Origin of the sequence: Corynebacterium hansenii (assembly GCF_030408795.1) — a bacterium.
GTDB lineage: Bacteria > Actinomycetota > Actinomycetes > Mycobacteriales > Mycobacteriaceae > Corynebacterium > Corynebacterium hansenii.
Genome location: NZ_CP047211.1, coordinates 727,913 through 749,973 on the forward strand (window position 1 = coordinate 727,913; position 22,061 = coordinate 749,973).

At 68.8% G+C, this 22,061-nt stretch carries 24 protein-coding genes; 7 read left to right on the forward strand and 17 right to left on the reverse strand.

The features are described 5' to 3' along the window. Positions 1–2: 2 nt before the first annotated feature. The gene (locus CHAN_RS03255; RefSeq protein WP_290291724.1) at positions 3–5,435 is read right to left on the reverse strand and encodes a tape measure protein; all 5,433 of its coding nucleotides are present in this window, start codon (positions 5,433–5,435) and stop codon (positions 3–5) included. An 80-nt stretch (positions 5,436–5,515) separates the two neighbouring features. Between CHAN_RS03255 and CHAN_RS03260 the strand changes: the two genes are divergently transcribed. From CHAN_RS03260 to CHAN_RS03280, 5 genes are all read left to right on the forward strand, one after another. Beyond that, positions 5,516–5,908 carry a hypothetical protein gene (locus CHAN_RS03260; RefSeq protein WP_290291727.1) on the forward strand — a complete coding sequence of 131 codons (393 nt, stop codon included), beginning with the start codon at positions 5,516–5,518 and terminating at the stop codon, positions 5,906–5,908. 9 nt (positions 5,909–5,917) lie between these two features. Next, positions 5,918–6,154: a helix-turn-helix domain-containing protein gene (locus tag CHAN_RS03265; RefSeq protein WP_290291730.1), complete on the forward strand. Its 237-nt coding sequence runs from the start codon at positions 5,918–5,920 to the stop codon at positions 6,152–6,154. A 124-nt stretch (positions 6,155–6,278) separates the two neighbouring features. Next, a complete protein-coding gene (locus CHAN_RS03270; protein ID WP_290291734.1) occupies positions 6,279–7,106 on the forward strand; it encodes a phage antirepressor KilAC domain-containing protein in 828 nt (275 codons plus the stop codon). Further along, entirely contained in the window at positions 7,103–7,354 is a 252-nt protein-coding gene (locus CHAN_RS03275; protein ID WP_290291738.1) for a hypothetical protein, read from the forward strand. Before CHAN_RS03270 ends, CHAN_RS03275 begins: the two co-directional genes overlap by 4 nt. Beyond that, a complete protein-coding gene (locus CHAN_RS03280) occupies positions 7,351–7,557 on the forward strand; it encodes a hypothetical protein (protein ID WP_290291741.1) in 207 nt (68 codons plus the stop codon). Before CHAN_RS03275 ends, CHAN_RS03280 begins: the two co-directional genes overlap by 4 nt. Positions 7,558–7,619: 62 nt before the next feature. Here the strand turns inward: CHAN_RS03280 and CHAN_RS03285 are convergent, their stop codons facing one another. The 5 genes from CHAN_RS03285 to CHAN_RS03305 are packed head-to-tail and all read right to left on the reverse strand — an operon-like array spanning position 7,620 to position 9,825. Further along, a complete protein-coding gene (locus CHAN_RS03285; RefSeq protein WP_290291743.1) occupies positions 7,620–8,132 on the reverse strand; it encodes a DUF7240 domain-containing protein in 513 nt (170 codons plus the stop codon). 8 nt (positions 8,133–8,140) lie between these two features. Further along, on the reverse strand, positions 8,141–8,626 hold the full coding sequence (locus CHAN_RS03290; RefSeq protein WP_290291746.1) for a hypothetical protein: 486 nt from the start codon (positions 8,624–8,626) through the stop codon (positions 8,141–8,143). A 50-nt stretch (positions 8,627–8,676) separates the two neighbouring features. Continuing rightward, positions 8,677–9,105, reverse strand: a complete 429-nt coding sequence (locus tag CHAN_RS03295; protein WP_290291747.1) for a hypothetical protein — start codon at positions 9,103–9,105, stop codon at positions 8,677–8,679. A gap of 3 nt (positions 9,106–9,108) precedes the next feature. Next, positions 9,109–9,300 carry a hypothetical protein gene (locus tag CHAN_RS03300; protein WP_290291750.1) on the reverse strand — a complete coding sequence of 64 codons (192 nt, stop codon included), beginning with the start codon at positions 9,298–9,300 and terminating at the stop codon, positions 9,109–9,111. Between the two features lie 9 nt (positions 9,301–9,309). Continuing rightward, positions 9,310–9,825, reverse strand: coding sequence for a hypothetical protein (locus CHAN_RS03305; protein WP_290291752.1), 516 nt, complete (start codon positions 9,823–9,825; stop codon positions 9,310–9,312). Between the two features lie 135 nt (positions 9,826–9,960). Here CHAN_RS03305 and CHAN_RS03310 point away from each other — a divergent pair, with 135 nt between their 5' ends. Then, entirely contained in the window at positions 9,961–10,527 is a 567-nt protein-coding gene (locus CHAN_RS03310) for an NUMOD4 motif-containing HNH endonuclease (protein WP_290291756.1), read from the forward strand. Here the strand turns inward: CHAN_RS03310 and CHAN_RS03315 are convergent. Beyond that, complete coding sequence (locus CHAN_RS03315) at positions 10,512–11,249, reverse strand: hypothetical protein (RefSeq protein ID WP_290291757.1); 738 nt, start codon at positions 11,247–11,249, stop codon at positions 10,512–10,514. The genes CHAN_RS03310 and CHAN_RS03315 overlap by 16 nt on opposite strands. 326 nt (positions 11,250–11,575) lie before the next feature. Between CHAN_RS03315 and CHAN_RS03320 the strand changes: the two genes are divergently transcribed. Further along, complete coding sequence (locus tag CHAN_RS03320) at positions 11,576–12,223, forward strand: NUMOD4 motif-containing HNH endonuclease (RefSeq protein WP_048740875.1); 648 nt, start codon at positions 11,576–11,578, stop codon at positions 12,221–12,223. Here CHAN_RS03320 and CHAN_RS03325 read toward each other — a convergent pair. The 10 genes from CHAN_RS03325 to CHAN_RS03370 all read right to left on the reverse strand — a co-directional run bounded on the left by CHAN_RS03325 (position 12,220) and on the right by CHAN_RS03370 (position 21,877). Further along, on the reverse strand, positions 12,220–12,969 hold the full coding sequence (locus CHAN_RS03325) for a hypothetical protein (RefSeq protein ID WP_290291760.1): 750 nt from the start codon (positions 12,967–12,969) through the stop codon (positions 12,220–12,222). The genes CHAN_RS03320 and CHAN_RS03325 overlap by 4 nt on opposite strands. A gap of 83 nt (positions 12,970–13,052) precedes the next feature. After that, positions 13,053–13,283, reverse strand: a complete 231-nt coding sequence (locus tag CHAN_RS03330; RefSeq protein ID WP_048740877.1) for an SPRY domain-containing protein — start codon at positions 13,281–13,283, stop codon at positions 13,053–13,055. 8 nt (positions 13,284–13,291) lie between these two features. Beyond that, on the reverse strand, positions 13,292–14,026 hold the full coding sequence (locus CHAN_RS03335; RefSeq protein WP_048740879.1) for a hypothetical protein: 735 nt from the start codon (positions 14,024–14,026) through the stop codon (positions 13,292–13,294). A gap of 93 nt (positions 14,027–14,119) precedes the next feature. Next, the gene (locus CHAN_RS03340) at positions 14,120–15,769 is read right to left on the reverse strand and encodes a major capsid protein (protein ID WP_290291764.1); all 1,650 of its coding nucleotides are present in this window, start codon (positions 15,767–15,769) and stop codon (positions 14,120–14,122) included. Positions 15,770–15,863: 94 nt separating this feature from the next. Then, positions 15,864–16,280, reverse strand: coding sequence for a hypothetical protein (locus tag CHAN_RS03345; protein ID WP_290291765.1), 417 nt, complete (start codon positions 16,278–16,280; stop codon positions 15,864–15,866). Between the two features lie 32 nt (positions 16,281–16,312). Further along, positions 16,313–16,468: a DUF7196 family protein gene (locus tag CHAN_RS03350; protein WP_290291767.1), complete on the reverse strand. Its 156-nt coding sequence runs from the start codon at positions 16,466–16,468 to the stop codon at positions 16,313–16,315. After that, positions 16,465–16,743, reverse strand: a complete 279-nt coding sequence (locus CHAN_RS03355) for a glutaredoxin domain-containing protein (RefSeq protein WP_353959823.1) — start codon at positions 16,741–16,743, stop codon at positions 16,465–16,467. Before CHAN_RS03355 ends, CHAN_RS03350 begins: the two co-directional genes overlap by 4 nt. Then, positions 16,740–20,075: a hypothetical protein gene (locus CHAN_RS03360; RefSeq protein ID WP_290291769.1), complete on the reverse strand. Its 3,336-nt coding sequence runs from the start codon at positions 20,073–20,075 to the stop codon at positions 16,740–16,742. Before CHAN_RS03360 ends, CHAN_RS03355 begins: the two co-directional genes overlap by 4 nt. Next, a complete protein-coding gene (locus tag CHAN_RS03365) occupies positions 20,072–21,556 on the reverse strand; it encodes a phage portal family protein (RefSeq protein ID WP_290291771.1) in 1,485 nt (494 codons plus the stop codon). Before CHAN_RS03365 ends, CHAN_RS03360 begins: the two co-directional genes overlap by 4 nt. After that, a complete protein-coding gene (locus CHAN_RS03370) occupies positions 21,557–21,877 on the reverse strand; it encodes a hypothetical protein (protein ID WP_290291774.1) in 321 nt (106 codons plus the stop codon). It lies immediately after the preceding gene. Positions 21,878–22,061: the final 184 nt, after the last annotated feature.

The window sequence follows — 22,061 nt, forward strand, 5'->3', positions numbered from 1 at the left end:
CCTTAGGTCAGCAGGCCCATGAGCCGGTCCTCGACGGCGTCCGCCGCGGCCCTGGGGTCGTCGGCGATGATGTTCTGCGTGACCAGCACCGTCTTCGTGTGGCGACCGTAATCCTCGCCGGTGCCATGGGCAGGGACGGGCTGGATCGGCAGGGAGGGCTGGGCGTCGATCCAGTCGACCAGCCGCTCGAAGCTGGCGGTCTGCCGCGGCGACAGGACCCGCTCCGGGCCGAACGCGGTCTTGTGGAACATGCCCTGGCCTTCGCCCATGAGCCCGCCGTGCGCATAGCCGTGGCCCTTGCCCCACATGCGGCCAAGGTCCATGCCGTACCTGCTCTTGTAGTACCGCAGCGCCGCGACCATGTTGGCGAAGGGATTCCGCCGGTCGTTCGGCAGCGCGGGGTCGCGGTGCGCCGCGAACGTCGACGGGATGATCTGCAGCAGGCCAACGCCGGCGGAGTCGCCGGTGCCGTTGATGTCGACGATCTGCTGGGCGATGCCGGGATTGCCGCCGGACTCCGAGGCGATCTGCGCGAGCATCAAGCGCACGTTGCGCTCGGTGACCTCGAACCCGACGCGGGCAAGGGCGCGGCGCACCATCGGCGCCCACCGAGCGACCCCGGCGCCGCCCGGGTCGCCCATCATCTCTTCCATCAGCTTGTCGATCTTCTTCTGCGTCGCGTCGACCAGCTTTTCCTTGACCTGCGTCGGGTACGTCTGGGCCAAGCGGCCCGGCTGCTGGCGGGTGAACGCAGCAATGGCCGTGGCCATCTTCTGCTTGTACTGGTCCATCTCCCCGGAGATGACGTCGCCGATGTCGATGCCGCCCCCGGCGGCGCCCGCGATGTAGCGGCCAGTGAAATCACGGAGGGTGAAGCGGCGGGTGAAGGAGCCGTGGTTGGATCCCCATGCCGATCCGCCGATCTGGACGCCCTTGCCGCCGCCGGCGGACTCCATGTTGATGCCGGCGAGCGTGCCGGCCATGTGCCCGTCGTTGACGCCGACGGTGACGGGCCCGTTGAGGCCGGGGACCCAGCCGAGGCGGGCTCCGCCGCCGCCCATGAAGGTGTGGGTGGTGAACAGCCGCCCGCCGAACCGGCCGCCGGACAGGTGCGACTGGATACCGGACCACAGGCCGGAGCAGTCGAAGGACGGGTTGCCGACGCCGCCCCACTGGTAGGGCTTGCCGTGGTGGCGGCGGGCCTCTCGGATGGTGCGCTGGATGCGTTCGTCGAGGATGCCGCCGGTGGAGAACCGGGCGGCGGCTCCCTCGCCGATGGTGCGGCGGACCCCGTTGACACCGCCGGAACGGGCGGCTGCGTTCATTGCCTCGACGGCGGCGGGCCCACCGACGGCGCGGGTCCACTCCGGCCGCATGATCGCCTCACCACCGGACAGGCCCAGCCGCATGCCGGACGACGGTTCGACGAACTCCATGACGTCGCGGCCCGGGGTGTAGCCGGGCAGGACGCCACCGGACGCGAAGCGCACGGGGTAAGGGGCCATCTTCGTCGTCCCCAGCAGATCGCTGACCGAATTCCACATGCCGACGACGCCGTCGTTGAAGACACTGTTGATGGTGAACCGCACCGGCCGCGCCGTGGCCTCCCGCACCTGCGACCACAGCGTGCCGATCGACGACACGGCCCACTGGAACGTGGACACGACGTGCTGCAGGCCGCCGCGGATGCCCGCGAAAACCGGGTTCACGCCGGAGTTCAGCGTCCAGAACAGCGTCGTGACGAGGTACTGCAACGCCGTGCGGATCACGGTGGTGATCTGCCCCATGATCACGGCGGCGGTCTGCGTCATCGCCGCCTGCGTGCCCGCCATCGTCGGGGTGATCACTCCGGCCTGCGTTGCCGCCATCTGGGCTGCCATCGCGTCCCACGACGGGGCAATCACGCCCTGGGCCTGCGTGGTCATCGTCGTGCCTAGGCCCATCATCTGCGCCGACTGGCCCATCCACATCGGGTCCAGCAGGCCGGTCGACGTCGCTCCCATCTGCGCGGCCATGCCCGAGTACGCCTCGGCGATGCCGGTCGACGCATCGGCGGCGATGGCCGGGGCGGCGCCGTCCGTGACGACCGGGGCGGCCGCGACCGCTGGGGCTGCGGGCAGGGTGATGTTCGCCGCGGAGTCCGCGAGCCCCTGCGTTGACGCCTGCACCACCCCCTCCATCGACCCGACGCCGGCGACGAGGCCTTCGCCGATGTTGCGGCCGTACTCGGCGAACAGCTTCGAGGGGGAGGCGATGCCGAGGGCCTTCTTGAAGGGCCCCTTGATCCATCCGGGGATGCGGTCGAGGAAGAAGCTACCGATCCGCCCAGCCAGGCTGCCGATGCCGTTGAGGAGGCCCTGGACGATGTTGCGGCCCGTATCCCACAGCCACCGGCCCGCCCCGGACAGGGCGCCAACGATCTTGTCCTTCCACCCGACGACGGTGTCCTTGACGCGGTCGAAGCCGCGGATGACGCGGTCGACCATCGGCTGCACGTACTGGTCGTAGAACGCGGAGACGACCTTCGACACCCGGTCGATCTGCAGCCGCACCCAATCCAGCGCGAGCTGCACCCCGGCGCGCAGGTCATTGAAGCGGTCGACGATCCAGCCGATGACGGGGGCGATGATCGTGTCGTAGACCCAGCGGACCCCGACCCACAGCAGATCCCAGCCAGCCTTGAGCCAGCCGAAGATGACCTGCACACCGTCCCAGACCCACTGGAAGCCCTGGATGATCGCGTCGAGGACCGGCCGGCCCCAGGCGTCCCAGGCCATCTGCAGGCCGGTCCAGATCACCTCAAAAGTCGCGCCGAGGAGGCGGAAGCCGAGCTGGATGCCCTCCCACCACCACTGGAAAGCGGCGATGATGAAGTCCACGACGGGGCGGCCGATGTTGTCCCACGCGGCCTGAAGTTGCTCCCACACCCAGGAGAAGACCGCGCCGATGGTCTCGAAGAGTCCGCGGATGAAGTCGACGACGCCGGCGATCGCGCCGCCGAGTTTTTCGACGAGCCAGCCGACGACTTCGCCGATGATGCCGATCAAGGGCGAGAGGACGTTCTCCGCGAGCCACGAGATCACGCCGGCCAAGATCTGGAAAAGCCCAGCGACCAGGCGCAAAGCGCCCATGAGGACGAAGAACGCGGCGACGATGACGCCGCCGATGATCGCGCCGACGACCTTGAGGATCGGCATCAGCACCGGCGCGAGGGCCTGCACCAGATCCCACACGGCCCCGGCGATTTCGGAGATCGCGGACCACAGGGACTTGCCGACCTCGACCAGGGCACCGAAGACGGCCTTGATCGTCTCCCACCCGGCCGACGCGATGGATGTGCCGACGTCGGCGAGGGCCTGCCCGACCTGCTTGATCGTGTCCCAGACGAACCGCGCCGCGTCGCCGAGGCGCGCGAAGAGGTTCACGACGAACTCGGCGCGGCCCTCGTCGCCGAGTAACGCGGTCAGGGCCCCGGTGCCGGATCCGTCGCCTTGGAACGCGGACCACAGCTCGCCCCACGCCCCCTTGATCGAGCCGATGATTTCCATCACGCGTTCGGCGGTGTCGATCCCCACGAGGCGGGCGAGGGCACCGCCGCCGGGCACCTCGCCACCACCGAACGCGGTTTTCACGTCCTGCCACAACTGCTTGACGGTGGTGATGGTCGAGATGATCCACGCCACCCGATCGGCCCCGATTAGCCGCGCCAGCGCCGAGTTACCCTCGTCGGTGGCCTCGCCCCGGAAAATGGCGGTGAGGCCATCCCACGCGCCCTTCACCGCGTCGATGGCCTGCCGCACGGGGTCGGCGATCGTGTTCCATAGGCCGGTCCAGAAGTCGCGGAACGCCTCCGATCGCTTCCACAGGATGACGAACGCGGCGACCAGGGCTGTGATTCCGACGATGACCCATCCGATGGGACTAGTCACAAAAGCAGCGGAAATCGCCGCCTTCAGCCCCGCGATGACCTTGCCCAGAGCCGCTGCTGCCGCAGAACCCTTCCAAAGTCCACTAACGAATGCTGCGATGCCGGCCGCAGCTGACGGGGCAACGATGACCGTCATCGCGGTCCCGAGTGCTACCAGGGAGTACTTGAAGATATCCGCCGCCAAGGAACCGGAGTCCAACCACCCCATGAACCCCTTGATCACGTTCGTCGTCCAGTTCAGGCCTTTCTGCACCCCGCCGAGGAACGCGGGCGCGGCCTGGAAGATCGGCTTCAGCAGAGCCTCGCCGAGACGACCGGCCGCGGCACCGACGTTTTTCAGTGAGCCCGTGACGGTCTGGCCCATAATCTCGGCACCGCCGCCGACCATGTTCTCCATGACCTGCGTGAAGTCCTCAAAGGACACCTTGCCGTCGGAAACCATCTTCTCGGCGGCCTCGGTCGTCACGCCGTAATGTTCCGCCAGTGCCGGGAGGAGGCCGATCTGACGGTCGAGGAGCATGGCCATCTCCTCGCCGGAGATACGTCCACGGGCGGCGGCCTTGCCCCAGATCATGCCCATGTCCGCCAGGTCCGTGCCTGCGATGGAGGCGGAGTCCGCGACGAGCCGCAGCACCCGCTCGAGGTCGGCACCGGGCTGCACGCCAGCCGCGACGAGCGTGGCGGCCTGCGATGCGGCTTCGCCGAACCCGAACGCCGTGCCGGTGACCGCGGACATGGCGTTGTCCATGATCGCGGAGACATCCTCGGTGGTGTGCCCCAGCGCGATGAGCTTGTGCTGTGCGTCGTCCTGCGCGACGAGGCGGTCCCAGCCCTTCTTGAGGACCGTCATCGGGCCGATCATCGCGCCAGCGGCCAGCGCGAGCTTGCCGAGTGCGCCTTCCATCAGCCCTGCGCCGGCGACTCCCTTGTCGAAGGCCTGATCTGAGGACGCGCCGACGTCGTCGATCGCCGCGGACGCCCGCGCGGCAGCAGCGGGGACCCGGCCCTCGATGGAAGCGGCGGCGCTCGAAGCGGCTGCACCAGCTTCGCGAAGACCAGCCCCGTCGATGGCGTCGAGTGCGGCATCGGCCCGTTGCGCCGCTGCCGGAATTTCAGCGCCGATGCGAGCGCCCGCTTCCTGGGCTGCCGCCCCCACATCATGCAGAGCAGACCCGTCGATCTTGTCCATCGCGGCGTCGGCCTTCGCTACGCCGCCGGTCATCTCGTCGGCGACGGCCGCCCCGGCCTTCGCGGCGGCTTCCTGCACCTTGGACAGGCCGGACCCGTCGATGCCGTCGACGGCCTTGCCGGCTCGCTGGGCACCGTCTTCGAGGCCGTCGGCGAGGCCGGCCCCGGCTTTCTTGCCCTCGGTTTCGGTGGCCTGGGACATGCGGGCGAGGATCTTGTCGATCTTCGCCATCGCCTTTTCCATCGCAGCGACGAGCTGGTCGGAGACCTGCCCGGTCTCCGCCTCGAATACGACTTTCGCCTGCCCCACAGTGCTCATGTCGGGCAGAATCCCCGGCGGGGGTGACTGCCCCGGCGTTCGAACAGTGAAATCCGCGCCGGCGGGTACCGTGCGCGAGCATGACCACACCAGATGACTTGACCATCGCCCGCGCGGAGCGGGCGGAGATCGTGCGAGGCCGGCACCACTCCGAGTGGTGGGAAGAGCTCGACCGGATGCGAAACACCGGGGACCTCGCCGGGGCCGAAGCGTTGTTGATCGAGATGCGCGACGCCGTTGAACGCTCGTCGGAGATCGCAGGGTGGGCAATACCGTTCGGTCCCGCGCAGGGGCTGCTGGCGTTGTACAAGTCGCAGGGCGACGACGCCGCGGCGCTGGCGGAGGTGAACCGGTACCTCAAGGCCACGTTGGAGACGGTGAACATCGACCCGGAGGGCGGCAACACCGGGCTGCGCCGCGCCCTGGAATGGCTCGCGGTCCTCGACCCGGAGGAAGGTCAGGGCGGGACGTAGACTCGACGCATGACCACCAACGACGACATGCGCGACGCGAAGACGGCAGCGATCGAGGCTGTGAAAGATCGCACTGAGCGCCTCGATCAGGTCCAGATCGTGGCAAATGCTGCGATTGCTGCTCTTAGTCGTGAACGTGCTGAGGCCGTGCGTAAGGCATTGGAGGCTGGTGTGGGGGTAACTGAACTGGCCCGTGAACTGGGTGTTTCCAGGGGTAGGGTGTACCAACTTCGCGATGGTGTCTAGGCGGGGCTAGACACGCTTGGCTAGTGGGCGTATAGTCTGGGGTGTACATACGGCAACGCCGTCCCGCTGAAGTTGGTAGCTACTCGGGACGGCGATGCGACACCACCTATCGAAAGGGTGCGTCATGCATTCTATCAGCCCCACCGACCGCAACGCCCCGGAGGTCTTCGACTTCCGCGGCAACGATGTCCGCGTCGTCCTCGCCGACGACGGCGAACCCCGCTGGGTCGCCGCCGACGTCGCCAAGATCCTCGGATATCGCATGTCCTCCGACATGACCCGCTGGCTTGAAGAAGACGAGAAGGGTACGCACAAAGTGCGTACTTCGCAGGTCAACGGCACTTTTGAGACGCGCAGCATGGCCGTCATCACCGAATCCGGGCTCTACGCCGCGGTCCTCAAATCCCGCCGCCCCGAAGCCGTCGACTTCCGGCGCTGGGTCACCCGCGAGGTTCTGCCCTCCATCCGCCGCCACGGCGGATACCTCACCCCTGCCGCAGCCGAACAAGCACTCACCGACCCCGACTTCATCATCCGCCTGGCTACCGACCTCAAGGAAGAACGCGCACGGCGCCAGGAACTCGAGGCCCCCGCCCACTCCTGGAACGCACTGGCCGCCCCCGGCGGCGACTACTCCGTCGCCGCAGCAGCAAAAGTCCTCTCCCGCGACCCCGACATCGAAATCGGCCGCGACCGACTCTTCAAGCACATGCACAAGATCGGATGGATCTTCCGCACCACCGGACGCCGAGCCCACTGGGAGGCCTACCAGGACAAGGCCATCAACACCGGACGCCTCACCCACAAACTCGGCGGCGGATTCATCAACGAAAAAACCGGCGAATGGGAACAAGCCCAACCCACCATCCGCGTCACCCCAAAGGGCCTCCACGAGCTCCACAAGTCCCTGGGCGGCACCACCACCCGAGCACTCGAAGAGGTGACGGCATGACCTGCGCAAACGACATCCTCAACGACGCCTGCACCGCCGCAGACAACGCCCTCGACCGCATCGACACCGCGACACTGCTCACCGTCGAAACGGCCGCCAAGCAGACCAAATCCATGATCTGCCGCGAGGAATACGCCTTCTTCCGCTTCTGCGGATACAGCCGCGAAGAAACCATCAACCACCTCGCCAACCTCTACAACACCAGCCACGACTACCTGGCCCGCATCTGCAAGGAGACCTCCCGATGAACGCAATGACCCTGAACATCGACGTCGACGCCGACGCCGCCGGCACCATCTACATCGAACCCGACATGGGGGCCGGCGGACTGGATGCGGCGTTCTTCGACATCTTCAACAACGCCTCCGACGACGTTCATCATCTGGTCCTCGACCGCGACGGCGTCCTCCGCCTCGCGGACTACCTCAACACCCTGCTCGTCTGCCGATAACCGGCCCACGACCCTAGTCCCGGCTGCCGCGAACAGCCGGGACTAGTCCATTTCTGGTGTGCCTACAGCAGGCCGTCGAAGCCGTCGGCGCCGTCTTCCCACCCGATCGGCGCACCCTCGGAATCCACGTCAGTGGGGTACAAGTCGCGGAGCAGACGCTCCCGGTCCTTGTCGTCCTTCGCGCCGTCGAGGATCATCGTCTCCACCACATCGAGCAGCGCCGTCAGCGACCGCAGCGACCGTAGCGGGTCGGGGATGCCCTTCTCGATCAGCCGTCCCCGCACCGACGACCACTGCGTCACCGTCGAGCGGCACAGGCCCACCGTCGACCGCCACGGCCGGGCCGTGCCCGTGCGGAGGATGTCGGCCACCAGGTCGAGGACGTCGAGGTCACCATCGGCGTCGAACGCGGCATCGATGACCTCCTCGACGTCGAGGCCCGCCGCGCGGATGATGTCCACGGCGGCGGGCATGTGCTCGACCGGGTCGGTGGACGCGAGGCGGGAGACCGCGGCGGCCGTCGACGGCGGGAGGTCGTGGGGATGCCACTGCCTGCCCGCCCAGGTGATGGGCACGACGGCCCCTAGCGGCGGGGCCCGGTCTTCGGGGCGTTGGCCTCCGGGGAGTCCGACGCGGCGTCCATGATCACGTTGAGCAGGTCGCCGTACTCCTCGTCGCCGAAGTCCTCGTTGGGGTCGAGAAGGAGTTCCAGGAGGCGGGTGTAGTCCTCGGCGAGCAGGTGGAACTGGAAGAACATGCTCATGGTGGCCATCTGCATTTCGCCGGATCGCTTGTTCGACGCTCCAAGGCCGAACGCGATCAGCGCGCCGGACGTCGGCAGGTGGAAGCGGAACTCGTGGCCGCCGACCGTCGCGACATGCGCGGCGGCGATCGTGTCGGACGGGGCCGGGTCGTTGGGGTCGATGACCTCGACGACCTCGCCGTCGGCGACGGCGGAGTCCTTGCCGCGCTGTTCGAGCTCGGCGATGCGGGCCTTGAGGGCGTCGACGTCGTCGTGGTCGCGGGCGACGTCGGCGTCGAACGCGGCGGTGGAATCGGGGGTGCTCATGTGTGTGGTCCTTTCCAAGGGGTTTGGTCTCGTGCGGTGCGCAGGTAGGTCTACCGGCCCTCGGTGACCTCGAAGCCCAGGGCCCCGGCGGCGTCCTTCATGCCGTTGAGGAGCCAGGGCCGTCCGCGGCGGGAGGGGGACCGCACTGACCGGGCGAAGACCCGACCATTCGGGCCGACCCACGACAGCACCTTCGCGCGCTTGGGGCGGATGATCATCGCCGAACGCCCCTCGTGCACCGCGGCGGCGTAGTCCTGAACGGCAATGACATCAGCGGAGACGATATTCCCTCTGATCGTTGTGTTCGTCCCCATGTGCCCAGTGCGCAGCGCGCCCGTATCTACCGGCACGCGCGTTCGTGCGGCGTTGATCGTCTGCCGCTGCGCCTTCTTGATCAGTGTCACGGCCTCCGACTGCGGACCCGTCAGGACTTTGCGCAGCGCACCCTGGTCAATGCGCAGTTCGGTGCGGGACGCCACGACCTAGTCCTCGACGATGGTGGCCCACCCACCGGCGACGAGCTCGTCGGTCTGCGGGGTGCGGGTGACGGTGACGGTGTCGCCGGCGCGCAGCGCGGTGGTGGAGATGCGACCTCGGAGGGTCACGGTTTCGGTCTTCGGCGTCGGCTCCGGGGTGCTGGTGGCGCGGCGGGTGGTGGTCTTCTTCGCGGTCATGATTGCTCCTTAGTAGGCGAGTTCGACGGTGAGGGTCTTCACCCAGGCCAGTGCCCCGCCCTGGGGTCCGATGGGGTCGGTGGCGGTCCAGGTGCCCTGGATGATGAGGTCACGGTCGTCGCAGGCGGTGACCGCGGCGCACAGGGCGCGTTCCAGGCGGGTGGCGTCGTCGAGGCCGACGAGGGCGTCGTGTTCCATCGCGTGTGGGGGCGGCGGGTCGCCGTTGTCGTCGACGGTCGCCACGCAGCGGGCGGCACCGACCTGGATGGAGACGACGGGGGAGCCGTTGCAGGGCACCGCGATGTCGGTCTCGCTGGGGAACATGTTCGTGCGGTAGATGCGGATGACGTTGGCCCAGACGATGCCCGCACAGTCGGCGGACCACAGGCCATCGAGGGCGATGTCGGCACCGGGACGGTGCTCGACGGACGGGACGGTGCCGCCGAGGGGGACGTTGTCGGGGTCGGTGAACTCGGCACGGAGGGCTTCGATGACCTCGCCGACGACTGGTATGAGCGCGCGCATGGTCAGAGGTTCGCATCATCAGGTGACTTGTGGTCCTGACCAGCGAAAAGGTGTATAATCAAGTAAAAGCGGCCCGGCCTAGTGCGCCAACACTAGACGGGCCTAACCCAGACGCTGCGAAGGAGCGTGAGGGCTGTGACTCAGCCTACCTATGACGAATTGTGGCTACCGATTCCGGGGTTCGAGGGATTCTACGAAGTCTCGAACCAGGGGAGGGTTCGGAGCCTGGGCCGCCGGGTGGTTTACGCCGATGGTTCTGTCCATACTCATCCGGGAAAACTACTCAGGCAGTCGATCTGCAAGATGGGGCGGCATCGAGTCGACCTCCGCGCCAACGGGAAGCGGTCGAATCGTCTCGTCCATCGGCTCGTTCTTGAGGCGTTCGTTGGGCCCTGCCCGCCCGGCATGGAGTGCTGCCACTTCGACGATAACCCGTCGAACAATTGCCTAGACAACCTCCGGTGGGGGACACGCATGGAGAATTTTGACGACCGTGCACGCAACGGCATCGGCTATCAGGCAAACCAGACGACGTGTAAGTTCGGGCACCCGCTCGAAGGGGCAAATCTCATGCCGTCTGCCCTTCGGAAAGGGAAGCGTGCTTGTTACGCATGCAACCGTGCCCACGGGTACATCCGCTACCGGAAGGAGCTGAAACCCAAGTTCCAGGAGATCGCCGACGGCTACTACCAAATGCTTTGATCGGGCGACCAAACGGTCGAAGGCTCAACGAGCCGGTTGGGGTTCCACGCCCGGATCCACAGGTCGACCTCGGGCAGGCCGGTCGCACCGGAGTCGAAGATGTCCTGCGGGTCGACCATGGAGACGGTGACGCCTTGGCGCTGTACCTGGGTGGTGCGGCGGGGGAGGGCGCATTTGCCGGTGGTGCACGCGGCGAGGAACTCCTTCGCCAGCGTCCCGACGGCGTGCGCCGCGCCTGCTGGGGGAGGTGTGCCGCGGAGGTAGCGGATCGACCAGGTGCCGGGGTCACCCTCGGGGCGGTCGAGGTGCTGGGCGGGCCACGGGTGCCCGTCGCGGCGCATGATCCGGTCGCCGTGGACGACGATGGACGACAGGTCAACGTCGTCGCCGTCGACGCTCATGCCCAGGAGTTTGTGGACGGGGCCGGGGAGGATGATCGCTCCGGTGCGGTCGCAGGCGGTGGTGGTGCAGGCGGGGGCGTTGCGGATGGTGCCGTTGTCGAGGTGGGGGACCCAGCCGGGGCCGGGGGCCAGCGGGATGCCCGACGGTGGGGTGCCGGGCGGGCAGGGGCGGGCTTCGACGGGGCAGGTCCCGAAGCGTCGGCCGGTGAGTGCCCAGAGGACGCCGACGGCGGTGTTCACCGCTTCGGCGACGATGGCCGGGTCGGCGTTTTCGGGCAGGCAGGTGCGGTCGACGGGCCAGGTGCATGGTCTGGTGGTCATGTGGCTCAGGGTGGTGGGTGGAGGTGACATGGTGAAGGCCCCACCCGGCCAGTCGTTCGGGTGGGGCCTTCCTTCCCCTGTGCTCACCGCAGCAACGGTGGCCGCCGGTGCCGGGGCCGGCAGGGCCCCATGGCGACCACACCATTCCAGACCCGGTGGCCCCGGCACGAGCCGAAAACTACGGGCACGGGGTGACCCGCGCCCCAACCGGGCCCCGGACCCCGCCCGGCGGGCATACGCGGGCATGGGCCCGCAACGTCACTGTGACGAATACGGCGAGGTAGGGGGGCCGCCCGATGTCACCCCTCCTTCGTACTTTCCGCGCCATGACCGACCACACCGAAACGTGGCGCCCCATCCCCGGATGGGAAGGCCGCTACGAAGCCAGCACCCACGGCCGAATCCGCAACGTCCCCCGCCGCATCATCATGCGCAACGGCATCCCCAAAACAATCCGCCCCCGAATCCTCACGCCCCAACGCAAAGACAAATACGGGCACCTCACCCTCAACCTCTCCCGCGGCGACGGACGATCCAACAACCGCATGGTCCACCGACTCATCGCGGAGACCTTCCTCGGACCACGCCCCGACGGCATGCACGTCCGCCACCTCAACGGCGACCCCACCGACAACCGCCCCGAAAACCTCGCCTACGGCACCCACTCCGAGAACATGCGGGACATGGTCCGCCACGGGCGCAACAACGTCTCCAAGACACACTGCCCCCAAGGACACCCCTACAGCGGCGCCAACCTTCGTGGAGAAGTTGGCGTGGGACGACGCGTGTGCCGCTCGTGCGCGGCCACCCACTCCGCGATCCAGCGCGGGAGCGCGCGACGGGAGGACTTCACGGAAGTCGCTGACCGCTACTTCGAGCAGTTCACCGGCGTCCCCTTCGTCCGAAACGGCGAGACCCCTCCACTTCCCGTCGAAAGGAAGCGGAGGGGCCAGGCGACGAGGCGGGCAGCCTAGTTGTCCGTGCTCTCGCCAGCGACCGCAGCGAAGTAGGGTTGCGGCAATGAAAGTTTCGTCGGGCCGTCGGTGACCTCCGGCGGGGCGATGGTCACGCGCTCGTGATGCAGGTGCTCCATGCCCATCGGGGTCAGCAGCCGACCCGCGGTGTTCTCCTTGTCCTGGGCGACGACGTTGTACGGGCCCTTGCCCCACTTGGGGCCGGCGCCGGTGATGCCGGTGAGGGTGAAGGTCATCGCGGACGCTCCGATCTCGAAGTCGCCCATGGTGGCTTCCTTAATCCACGGCAGCAGGAAGTAGCCGTAGCCGACGGCGTTGGCGCCAGCGGCGAGGGCGGAGTCGTCCTTCGGGATCTCGCAGTCGTCGGCGCCGACGCCGGTCCACACCTCGACGGCGGCGCCACCGTCGGTCTTGACCGTCTTGCTCGAGCGGAAGCCGACGGGCTTGTTGGCGTAGTCGAGGACGACGGGGTCGTCGGTGAAGAACGACACCAGGGCCGGGTCGACGCGGCAGAATTCGGCCTCGAACTCGAACCACTTCAGCTCCGGCGGGGTGCGGTCGGCGACGCACACCTCACCGTCGGCGTTGGTGGTCTCCAGGTCCTCGGCGTCCTTCATGACCTTGGTGAACTTCACGGTCACGAAGCCCTTGGTGACGATGGTGGACGATTCGCCCGCCTGGGGCAGGCCGCACGGGCCGACTCGGGTGGCGCGGAGCCGCTTGCCCCGCACGATGGCGTGTGCCATATCTCCTCCTAGAGATGTGTTTTTGTGGGTGCGGCCCACTCCGAGCCGTCACAGGTATTCGTAGGGGTGGGGGGTGACCCGGCCTAGGGGGCGAGCCCCGCCTTCTTCGCCACCGCGGTGGGCACCACCCACCCATGCGGGCCGGTGGTGGTGGCGACGTCGGAGGCGCTGCCGGCGGCGTCGAGCAGCAGCCCGACGAGGACCGGGGTGTCGGCGACGTCGACCGGGGTGATGGCGGTGGTGCCGTCGCCGCGGTCGATGGACACGTGCGGCGGGGCAGTGGGCTTGCGGGTGGCGGGTTTACGGGTGGCCATGGTGTCTCCTAGGGGCTGGTGATGGTGGCGGCGGCGGTCGGGGTGTCCCACGCGACGGCGACGACCCGCTCCGCCAGGGCCATGCGGGTGTTGGTGCGGGCGTTGAGCGTCAGCGACTCGGTGACGGGGGAGCGTCGGATGATCACCGGGCCGGTGCCCACGACGGTGTCGCCGAGGTCGGTGTACCCGGCGCCGAACGCCCACCGGTGGCCGCCCGGCGTCAGCAGGCGGGAACCCTGGCGGATGATCATCGACGCCTTCTCCGCGACGGCCAGCAGTCCGCGGCGGGCGTGGATCACCCCGGTGAATCCATCCGCCGTGAGCTCCTGCTCCAGGTGGGCGACCGCGGCGACGATGTCGGCGACCTGCGTGGCCGTGACCTTCTTCAGGTCGGTGGCCGCGTGCTTCTCGACGTCGACCTGCTCGGCCAGCCGGAGGGCCTGGGCGGCCCGGGCCTTCGCCTCCTCGTCGGTGATGCCGACGGTGTTGCATTCGTCGGCGGCCCACACGATCGTCGCGTCGACGTCGCGCGGCGCCGGCCGGGGACCGCCCTTGCCCGGGGTATCGCCGGGGGTGGGGCACTCGGTGGGCCACGAACCGTGGGGCCCGTGGTTCGGGGAGTCGACGGTCAGGCCACCGAGGTGCCGGGCCGCGAGGTCGTCGATGAGGGTGGCCGCGTCGTACAGGCCACCGGTGTAGGGGTTGGCCGGGGGCAGCACCACCGGCACGGTGGGAAGCGCCATCGCTCCTCCTTCTTTTGCTGTGGGATGGGGAAAGCGCCCGGCGGGTGGGGGCCTTAAGCCGCCACGCCCCCAGGCGCTTTCAACGGGGTGGTGCTATCCGGCGGCCGCGGCGACCGGGCCACGGAGACCGACCATGCCGTCGACCTTCACCGGGATGGTCACGACGCGGGACTCCATGTCGCGGTTGATCACCGCGAGGCCGTCCTCGGTGAACAGCTGGATCTGCTTGTTGGTCTTCAGGAGGGTGGAGTCGTGGGTCACGCCGATGTTGACGACCGGTTCCAGGGCCTTCGCCCACGCTCCGGCGCGCCACAGGGCGACCTTGACCTCCGCCGGCCAGGCCTTCGCCGGGGTCTTCGCCCCGATGACGTCGTTCTGCCAGTCGGCGACGAACTGCAGGTTCGCGCCGCGGTCGCGGAAGTGGTCGATGATGTGCTGGTCGGTGACCCGCTCGGGCAGCACCTCGTCGCGGTAGGCGAGGTCGGAGCGCAGCAGGCCGAGCAGCCACTCGGGGGCCATGCCCTCCAGCGACTGGGTGCGGCCCAGGCGGTGGCGGGCCCGCATGTCGGCGACCTGCAGTTCCAGGGTCGACAGCACCGCGCCGGCCGCGCCGAACACGCCGGTGAAGCCGCTGACGTCGGTGGACGCGGCGACGATCTTGCCGATGGTGCGGGCGTTGATCTTGTGCTGGTGCAGGCGCAGCGCTTCCTCGATGTACTTCTTCGTCAGTTCCGGCCACGCCTTGTCCTGCAGGATGCCGTTGGTGATGCACACGCCGACGGCGTCGAGGCGGGACTCCTCGAACTCGCCGCACGGAATCTCGTAGCAGGTCTTCTCGGTGCCGGCCTGGGCCTGCGCCTCGGTCTGCTCGAAGCCGATGGCGGCATAGAGGGCGGAGTAGTCCGGTTCCTTCGGCAGCTTGATGCCACCGCGCTTGACGCCGACCTCCGGCAGGGACAGCAGGCCGGACACCGGCAGCGTCGGCAGGAAGTCGTACATCGTCTCGCTGGGGGCGCACCAGCTGCCGGCGGCGACGAGGGATCCGCCGGGCAGGCGGGATTCGTCGGTGGCGCGGTCGAACACCTCGATGGCGTCGGCCTCGTCGCCGATCATGAACTCGGCGGGGATGTCGCGGTCGACGTAGGCGAGGGTGGTTTCGGATCGGCCGTTCGACCCGATGACGCGGGCGGCGCGGCCGGTGGCGAGGTTGCCGAACTCCTTCGCGACGCGCATCGAGTCGACGATGCCGGTCTCGAAGTTCTGGGCGGACGTGGTGAGGCGGAAGCCACGTTCGGGGGCGGGGACCTTGGGGGTCTCGCCGTTGGCGGCGTCGGCGAAGCGGGTGCGGCGGCCGGAGGCGGTGACCGGCTGGCGGTCGTCGGCCTTCTCGTCGGCCTTCGCCTCCTCACCGTCATCGTCGTTGCCGTCGTCCGCGGGCTCGGCGGTGTCCTCCGGGGCGGTGCCCTCGTCCTCGTCCGTCTCCTCGGCGGCCGGGGCGGGGGCGACGGTGGCGGCCATCTCCGCGGCGGCGGTGGCACGCTCATCGGCGGCCGACAGTTCCGCGGCGGCGCCGTCGATCGACGCGATCGCCTCGGTGATCGCCTTCATCTCGGCGAACTCGTCCTGGGTGGGGGCGCCGGTGCCGTCGCCGTAGATCTCGTTGAAAACGTCGACTGCCTGGGCTCGCAGCTGGGCGAGGCCGTCAGCGTCGGTGGGCAGGTTCTCGGGGAGCTTGAATCCCATCTGTCCTGATCCTTCCTTGATTGTGGTGTGCGCCCCGGCCATGCCCGTGGGCTCACCACACATCCAAGGGATCAGGGGTGACATTGCCTCGCGGCTACGAAACTCCGAGGAGATTCGCGACCAGGCTCGTGATGATTCCGCCGACCAGGAGCGCTACGCCCAGCCACGGTGACCGACGGTTGTCGGGGAACTGGGCCCGCAGGAATCTCCTCATCGCTTCGCGTTCCATCGCCGCGGAGGGGCCGACCTGGTTGACGATTGCTTCGGTGACGTCAGACGGAGCCTGGATCTTGGGGATGGTGATTCGCCCGGATCGGATCTCGGGGGACAGGCCACGCTTCTTGAGGTGGTTGCGGTGCTCGTCGGCTTTGGCGTCAGCGGCTTCGAGGTCGGCCTTGAAAGCGCGGGCGTTGTCCATCGTGGACTTCACGTCGGCGACGACGAGGCCGCCGCCGAGCAACTGCAGCCCGGCGGCGACTGAATGGAGGGTGTAGAGGATTGCTGGGCACATGCCTTCGAAACTAACCGGGTGGGCGCCCCTTGTTAAGCGTCGGTGCGGAGGATGGTGCCGCCGCCGGCGGACGTCGCGGCGATGCGGGCCTCGGTCTCCGTGAGGTAGATGCGGGTGGAGCCGTCGGGGAACGTGACCTCGTACTTCGGTGCCGGGCGGGCGGCGCCGCCGCACATGCCGCAGCTCACGGCAGGACCTCCAACGCCTCGGTGGCGACGGTGATGGCGGCGTCGAGCATGTCGGGCCGGTACCCCGACCAGTGGTCGAGACCATCCGGCAGATCGACGGTGACGACCGGCAGCATCGAATACCCGAGCTGCTCGACGGCGAAGCGGCCCACCGCGTCGCGGGTGACGTCGACGAGCTTGAAATCCACGCCGGCGCGGCGGAGATGCCGCTTCGTAGCGTGGCACTGCATGCACGACGGGGCGGTGTAGACGGTGATCATCCGGTCGGGGGTCACTTGATGCCCCCGGCGAGCAGGGAGGCGGCCATGCGGCGCGCTTCGACGGTGCGGGCCTCGGTGGCCTCCGCGGTGGCGCGGCGCTCCTCGTAGCGGCGCAGCCCTTCGGCGACGGCGTCGGCGAGGACGTCCTCGCGGGTGCGGCGCGGCATGACGGCGGCGGCGACCAGCGACATCTCCGCCCCTTCGGCGGCCGCGTAGGCGCGGGGCACCGGGAAGCCCGGGGTGTTGACCGACAGGGCGGCGACGAGCTCCAGGTTGCCGCCCACCGACCGCCAATCCCCCGACAGGGGCGCGGACGCTCCGGCGCGGACGGTGGCGGTGTCGGCGTCGGGGTTGATGATCCCGGCGACCCAGATGCCGTGGGCGTCCTCCCCGGCGCGGACGTAGGCCCAGCAGGTGCCGGTCTGGTCGTAGTGCTCGGTGGCGGCGTGCGCCCCGTCGCGGGGCCCGGCGTGGCCGCAGCCGACGGTCAGCCGGCCCACGGAGATGGGGCCTTCGTCGGTGGCGACGGTGGAGACGTGGAATAGGGCGTAGTCCGTCTTCGAGTGCGGCGGGGTCACCCCGCGGCCGATGCCGACGTGCTCGGTGCCCCACAAGGCGAGGTGACCGAACACGCGGCCGTCGTCGGTGACGGTCAGGGCCGTCGGCCCGTCGAGGCCCGGGTCCGCGAACGCGGCGGAGTCCACCGCCGCGTCGACCGGGGCAAGGGCGACGGCCGACGCGACCAGCGCCGCCGTCTCCTCCTCCGCATCGTCCGGGGAGGCAACCTCGTCGCCGAGGACGATCTTCGCCTCCGCGAACGCCGGCTTGCTAACGAGGGTGGCGGCCATGATCGTCGCGGAGCGGACATGCATCGTCTCCGACCACGACGGATCCCACTCGTCGACCTCCGGGTCGACCTTCTTGCCGTCGCCGTCGACGACGGTGAAGTCGACGACCATGTCGCACATGTCCACCGACGGGCGGATGACGCCCTCGGCCAGTAACTCGCGGGCCTCGGCGGCGTCGTCGGTGTCGAACAGTTCACCGGTCGCGTGGATCGCGCCGCCCTCCACGACGGCGGTGCTGATCTTCCCGACGACCACGGCGGTGTCGTGGCCTGCGCTGGTGGCCCGCTGGAACATCAAGGGGAGCGGGAACTCCCGGAACTTGATGTCGGCGTCGGAGTCGATGACGCGTCCATCGCCGGTGGGCTTGTCGATGGGGGCGAGGACCCCCGACCAGGATGTGCGCATGGGCTGCTCCTTCATGGCTGCGGTCACGGTCTGCGGTGCATCGTCGCGGGCCCGGGTGACCCCATCAGCCGCGCGGCGCCTCACCTCGGCCTGCGGGTCCCGGCGAGTGCCGTCGGCCCGCTCCCGCTCCGTCTGCCGGTCCGACTCATCCGGCAGGGGCTCGTCAGCATCGAGGAGCAGGAGGCTGCACCGGCAATTTGCCGCCTCGTGAACAGGGAGATGCTGGTCGCCCGGGTGGTCGCACTCGTGGCCACCGATCGTGAACTTCCCGTCGAGGGGGACACGCTGACCGTCGGCCTGGAAGTGCGAATCACGGGTGCGGCGGTCGAGGGTACAATTATGAACCACCAGGCCATTGGCCTGATACCAGTGCCCAGCCGTCTCAAGGTCGTACACATGCCCAACAAACGAGTACCGCTCGATGTCGACAAGATCGTCCGCCTCTACGAGTCCGGACACTCCCTCAAGGAGGTCGCCGCCGCCGTCGGATCGAACTACAGCACCGTCAGCCGCCGACTCGCCGAACGCGGCGTCCGCACCCGAACGGCGGGTGAGGGGACGCGCCTTAGGTTCGATCGCGACCCCGCCGCCGCCGAGCAAGCCCGCGCCGCCCAGAAGCTCGGAGTCGCGGCCCGGCGACGATCCGACATAGACACTGCGGCCGTCATCGCTGAGTACACCTCCGGAGACTCCCTCAACACTGTCGGCGATCGCCACGGCACCAGCCACGACGTGATCCGCCGTATTCTCCGGGAAGCCGGGGTTCCCATCCGTGGTCAATCCGCCGCTGGAATCATCCGCGCCAGCCGAGAAGACCCCGCGGTGAAGTCCGAGAAGTACCGCCGAATCGGAGAAAAGGCCCGCGGTCGACCGATGCCGCCCGGCACCCACCAAAGGTCCGCTCGCACGAAGCACGAGCGCATGAGCCAGCGCGTCGGCCGAGGTGAGATGGAGGTCGCGGGAGCGCTCCGCTACTACGGCTTCGAGGTTGACCGACAGGTCGCGGTCGGCAACTACAACCTCGACATCGTGTGCCTTGGCGTCGACGTTGAGATCCACACCGCTGCGCACGGTCCTCACCTTGGCGTCGGACGCATTCATCGCCGCATCGACGACCTGACCAATGCCGGGTGGCGAGTCCTGTACGTCTGGTGCCCCAGGGGTCTGAGCATGGACGACCTGGAAGAGGTTGTCCGACAAGTCAAGATCGCCAGCGGCGACCCAGCCACGCCCGGTCAATACCGGATGCTCAGGTGTGAGGGAGAGTTCCCGCCCGCTCGCGGTGGTGATGCGTACAAGGGTGCCTACGTACTCTCGACGGGCAGCATGCCGAACGTCGATGGCACCGACAACCGTGTCCGGAGCAACGCATAGCCACGCCTTGTGCATTTCCTCCCCGGTGAGGTGCTGCTCCATCCGCCCGGCCTCAAGGTCGGCGGCGTTGATCAGGGAGTTCGTTTCGGTGCGGGCGATGGTCTGCGCGCGGCGCCGCCATCGCTCGTACTGGGCGGGGTCGTCGAGGTCGAGGAACTCCCGCACCAGGGCTGCCCGGTCCTGCGGGTTCATGCCGTCCTTCACGGCCTTCGCCAGGGCCTGCACCATCTCCCGGTACACCGACTCCGGCATCCCCGACACCCGATTGACCGCGGCACGGGCGTAATCGTCGATGAAGTCGACCCACGTCGCCGTGTCGATGATCACGGCCATCTGCCCGGTGGCGACGCCGGCGCGGGTCATGGCGACCATCGCTTCGTCGAGGGCGTCGGCGAGCTCGTCGCGCAGCCCGGCGGCGCGGGGCAGGGCAGCAACGTCGACGCCCCTCGCGTCGGTCATTGCTGCGACGCGGGCGGCGATGAGCCCGATCTGCGTCGGCGTCATTTCCTGGGCGAGGACGAGGTCCCACGCGGCGGCTGCGGCGAGGATCGCCTCGATGTTCGGCATCACCTCCTCGTCGTCGGCGGCGGCGAGAAGCGCCCGGAAGACGGAGGGGCGGACATGCTCGTCGAGCCATGTGCGCATCGCTCGCATCACCGGCTCTTCGAGGATGGCGGCCCAGTCGTCGAACGGGTCCGGCAGGAACACGGCCATGGTCATGCTCCCTTCGGCGGAGCAGGCGAGGAGACGGGGGCCTGCGCCACCGGGGCGCCGGCGACCGGGCCGACGGTGGAGTCGATGTCGAGGCCGAGGATCGGGGCGAGCATTGGCAGCAGCGACGGGGCCTTCGACACCATCTGGATCGCCAGCGCCCGCTTCTCCGAGTCGCTCATCTCGTCGGAGGGAGCATCGTCATCACCGAAGCCGAGGGACTGCCGCAGCGTCACCGCACTGATCGCACCGCGGTCGAAGGCGGCGACGGCGTTCTCCGTCCTGGATGCGCCGTTGGCGAGGTCGGAGACGTCGAACCAGATCGTCACCGACGACGGATCCTGGTGCCCCGCGCGGGCGAGCAGGGGGCGCAGCACCGCGTCGGTCAGCGCGTCGCAGATGACGGTGAGCATCGGCACGACGTGGGTATTCACCGCCGACGCGTCAATCGCCCACGCCGACCAGTGGTTGCCCTGCGACAGGCCGAGCAGCATCTCCGGCGGCACCTTCAGCGACAGCGCCAGCCGCCGGATCGCCGAATCACGGGTGCGCAGCGACATCTCCGTCACCTCGGATTCCAGGGTGATGTGCCGCACCTTGTCGAGATGCTCACCAGGGGCCTTGAGGATGATCGGCACCATCGCCGCCGCCGACGCCGGGTCCTGAATCGCCAGCGTCATGACCTGCTGCAGCTGGCCCATAACGTCCTGCGCGGTGACCTGCCGGTCCTCCATGACCGGCTGCTCCGGGGTCGGCAGGCCGGGGGCGTCGGGGTCGCCGGTCGGCGGGGCTGCCATCGGCATGCTGATTTCCTGCGGCAGCAGAAGGATGCCGTTGCCCGCGAGGCGGGAGCGAGTCGCGCCGCGGATCGAGGCGGCGGTGCCGGCGAGCTCGCGCAGCGGTTCGAGGGCGGATCGGGTCGCGGCGGCGGACTCGCGGGCGTTGCGCGGGTGGGGGATGTGCACGCGGGTGAGGAGGTCCACGTCGGGGTTGAATACGTGGGTGGTGTCGTCGCCGAGGGTGAGGAGGATTTCCGAGCCGCGGGTCGTCATCTCGTCGGCGGAGAGGATGTGCCATTCCTCGACGGAGCCGAGGTCGGTGTCGCGGGTGAGGATCGCGACCCACGCTTCGCCGACGATGGTGAGGTTGGTGGCGAGGCGGCCGAGCATGGTGGATTGGCCGGCGGGTCCCCCGGCGATGTCGGCGACGATGCTGGCGACCGTGGTGTCGTCGGTGGTGCCGGTGGGGCGTCCGTCGTCGGCGATGTCGGAGGCGATGAGGCGGGCGCGGGAGAGGGCGTCACCGAGCCAGTCGCAGACGTAGGACAGTTCGCCGACGGTGTCGTAGAAGTCCCAGGCTTCCTTTTTCCAGCCGGTGGCTTCGGCGACCTTCTTGGTGGAGTTGCCGGTTTTGACCGGGGTGGCGGCGGCGACGAGGGCGGGGGAGGCGAGTTCGGCGCCGGTGATGGGGCGGCGGGCGACGCGGGGCATTTAGTTGGCCTCCCCTCGGGTGAGGATCCAGCCGGTGGCGTAGGAGATGGCGGCCCAGGTGGTGAGGAAGGCCAGCCAGGCGGGGAGGTTCAGGGCGGTGTGGAGGGCGCCGGGCCAGGTGGCGAGGGCGGCGGCGGGGGCGGCGAGCCACCAGCCCATGCACCAGGGACAGTGGAACAGATACGTCCACCAGCCGTTCTCGCCGTTTCGTCGGACGACCCAGGTGCGGATGGGGTCGGAGATTTTGTCGTTGACGATGATTCGGGTGACGCGGGCGGTGGCCAGCGTGAGGAGGGCGAGGGTGATCAGCGCGGCGGTCATGCCCGGGATGGTCGCGCGGCGGGGTGACCATGGAAATGAGTCGGCCCCGCGGGAGCGGGGGGGGTGCTCAACCGCGAGGCCTCGCCGCCGCCTCGGGGGGAGGGGCGGCGACTGCTGATGATGGTAGCGGGCCCGGTGGGGGTGCGCATGTCGTGGCGAGCGCCGAGGTAAGCCCAGCAGTCGG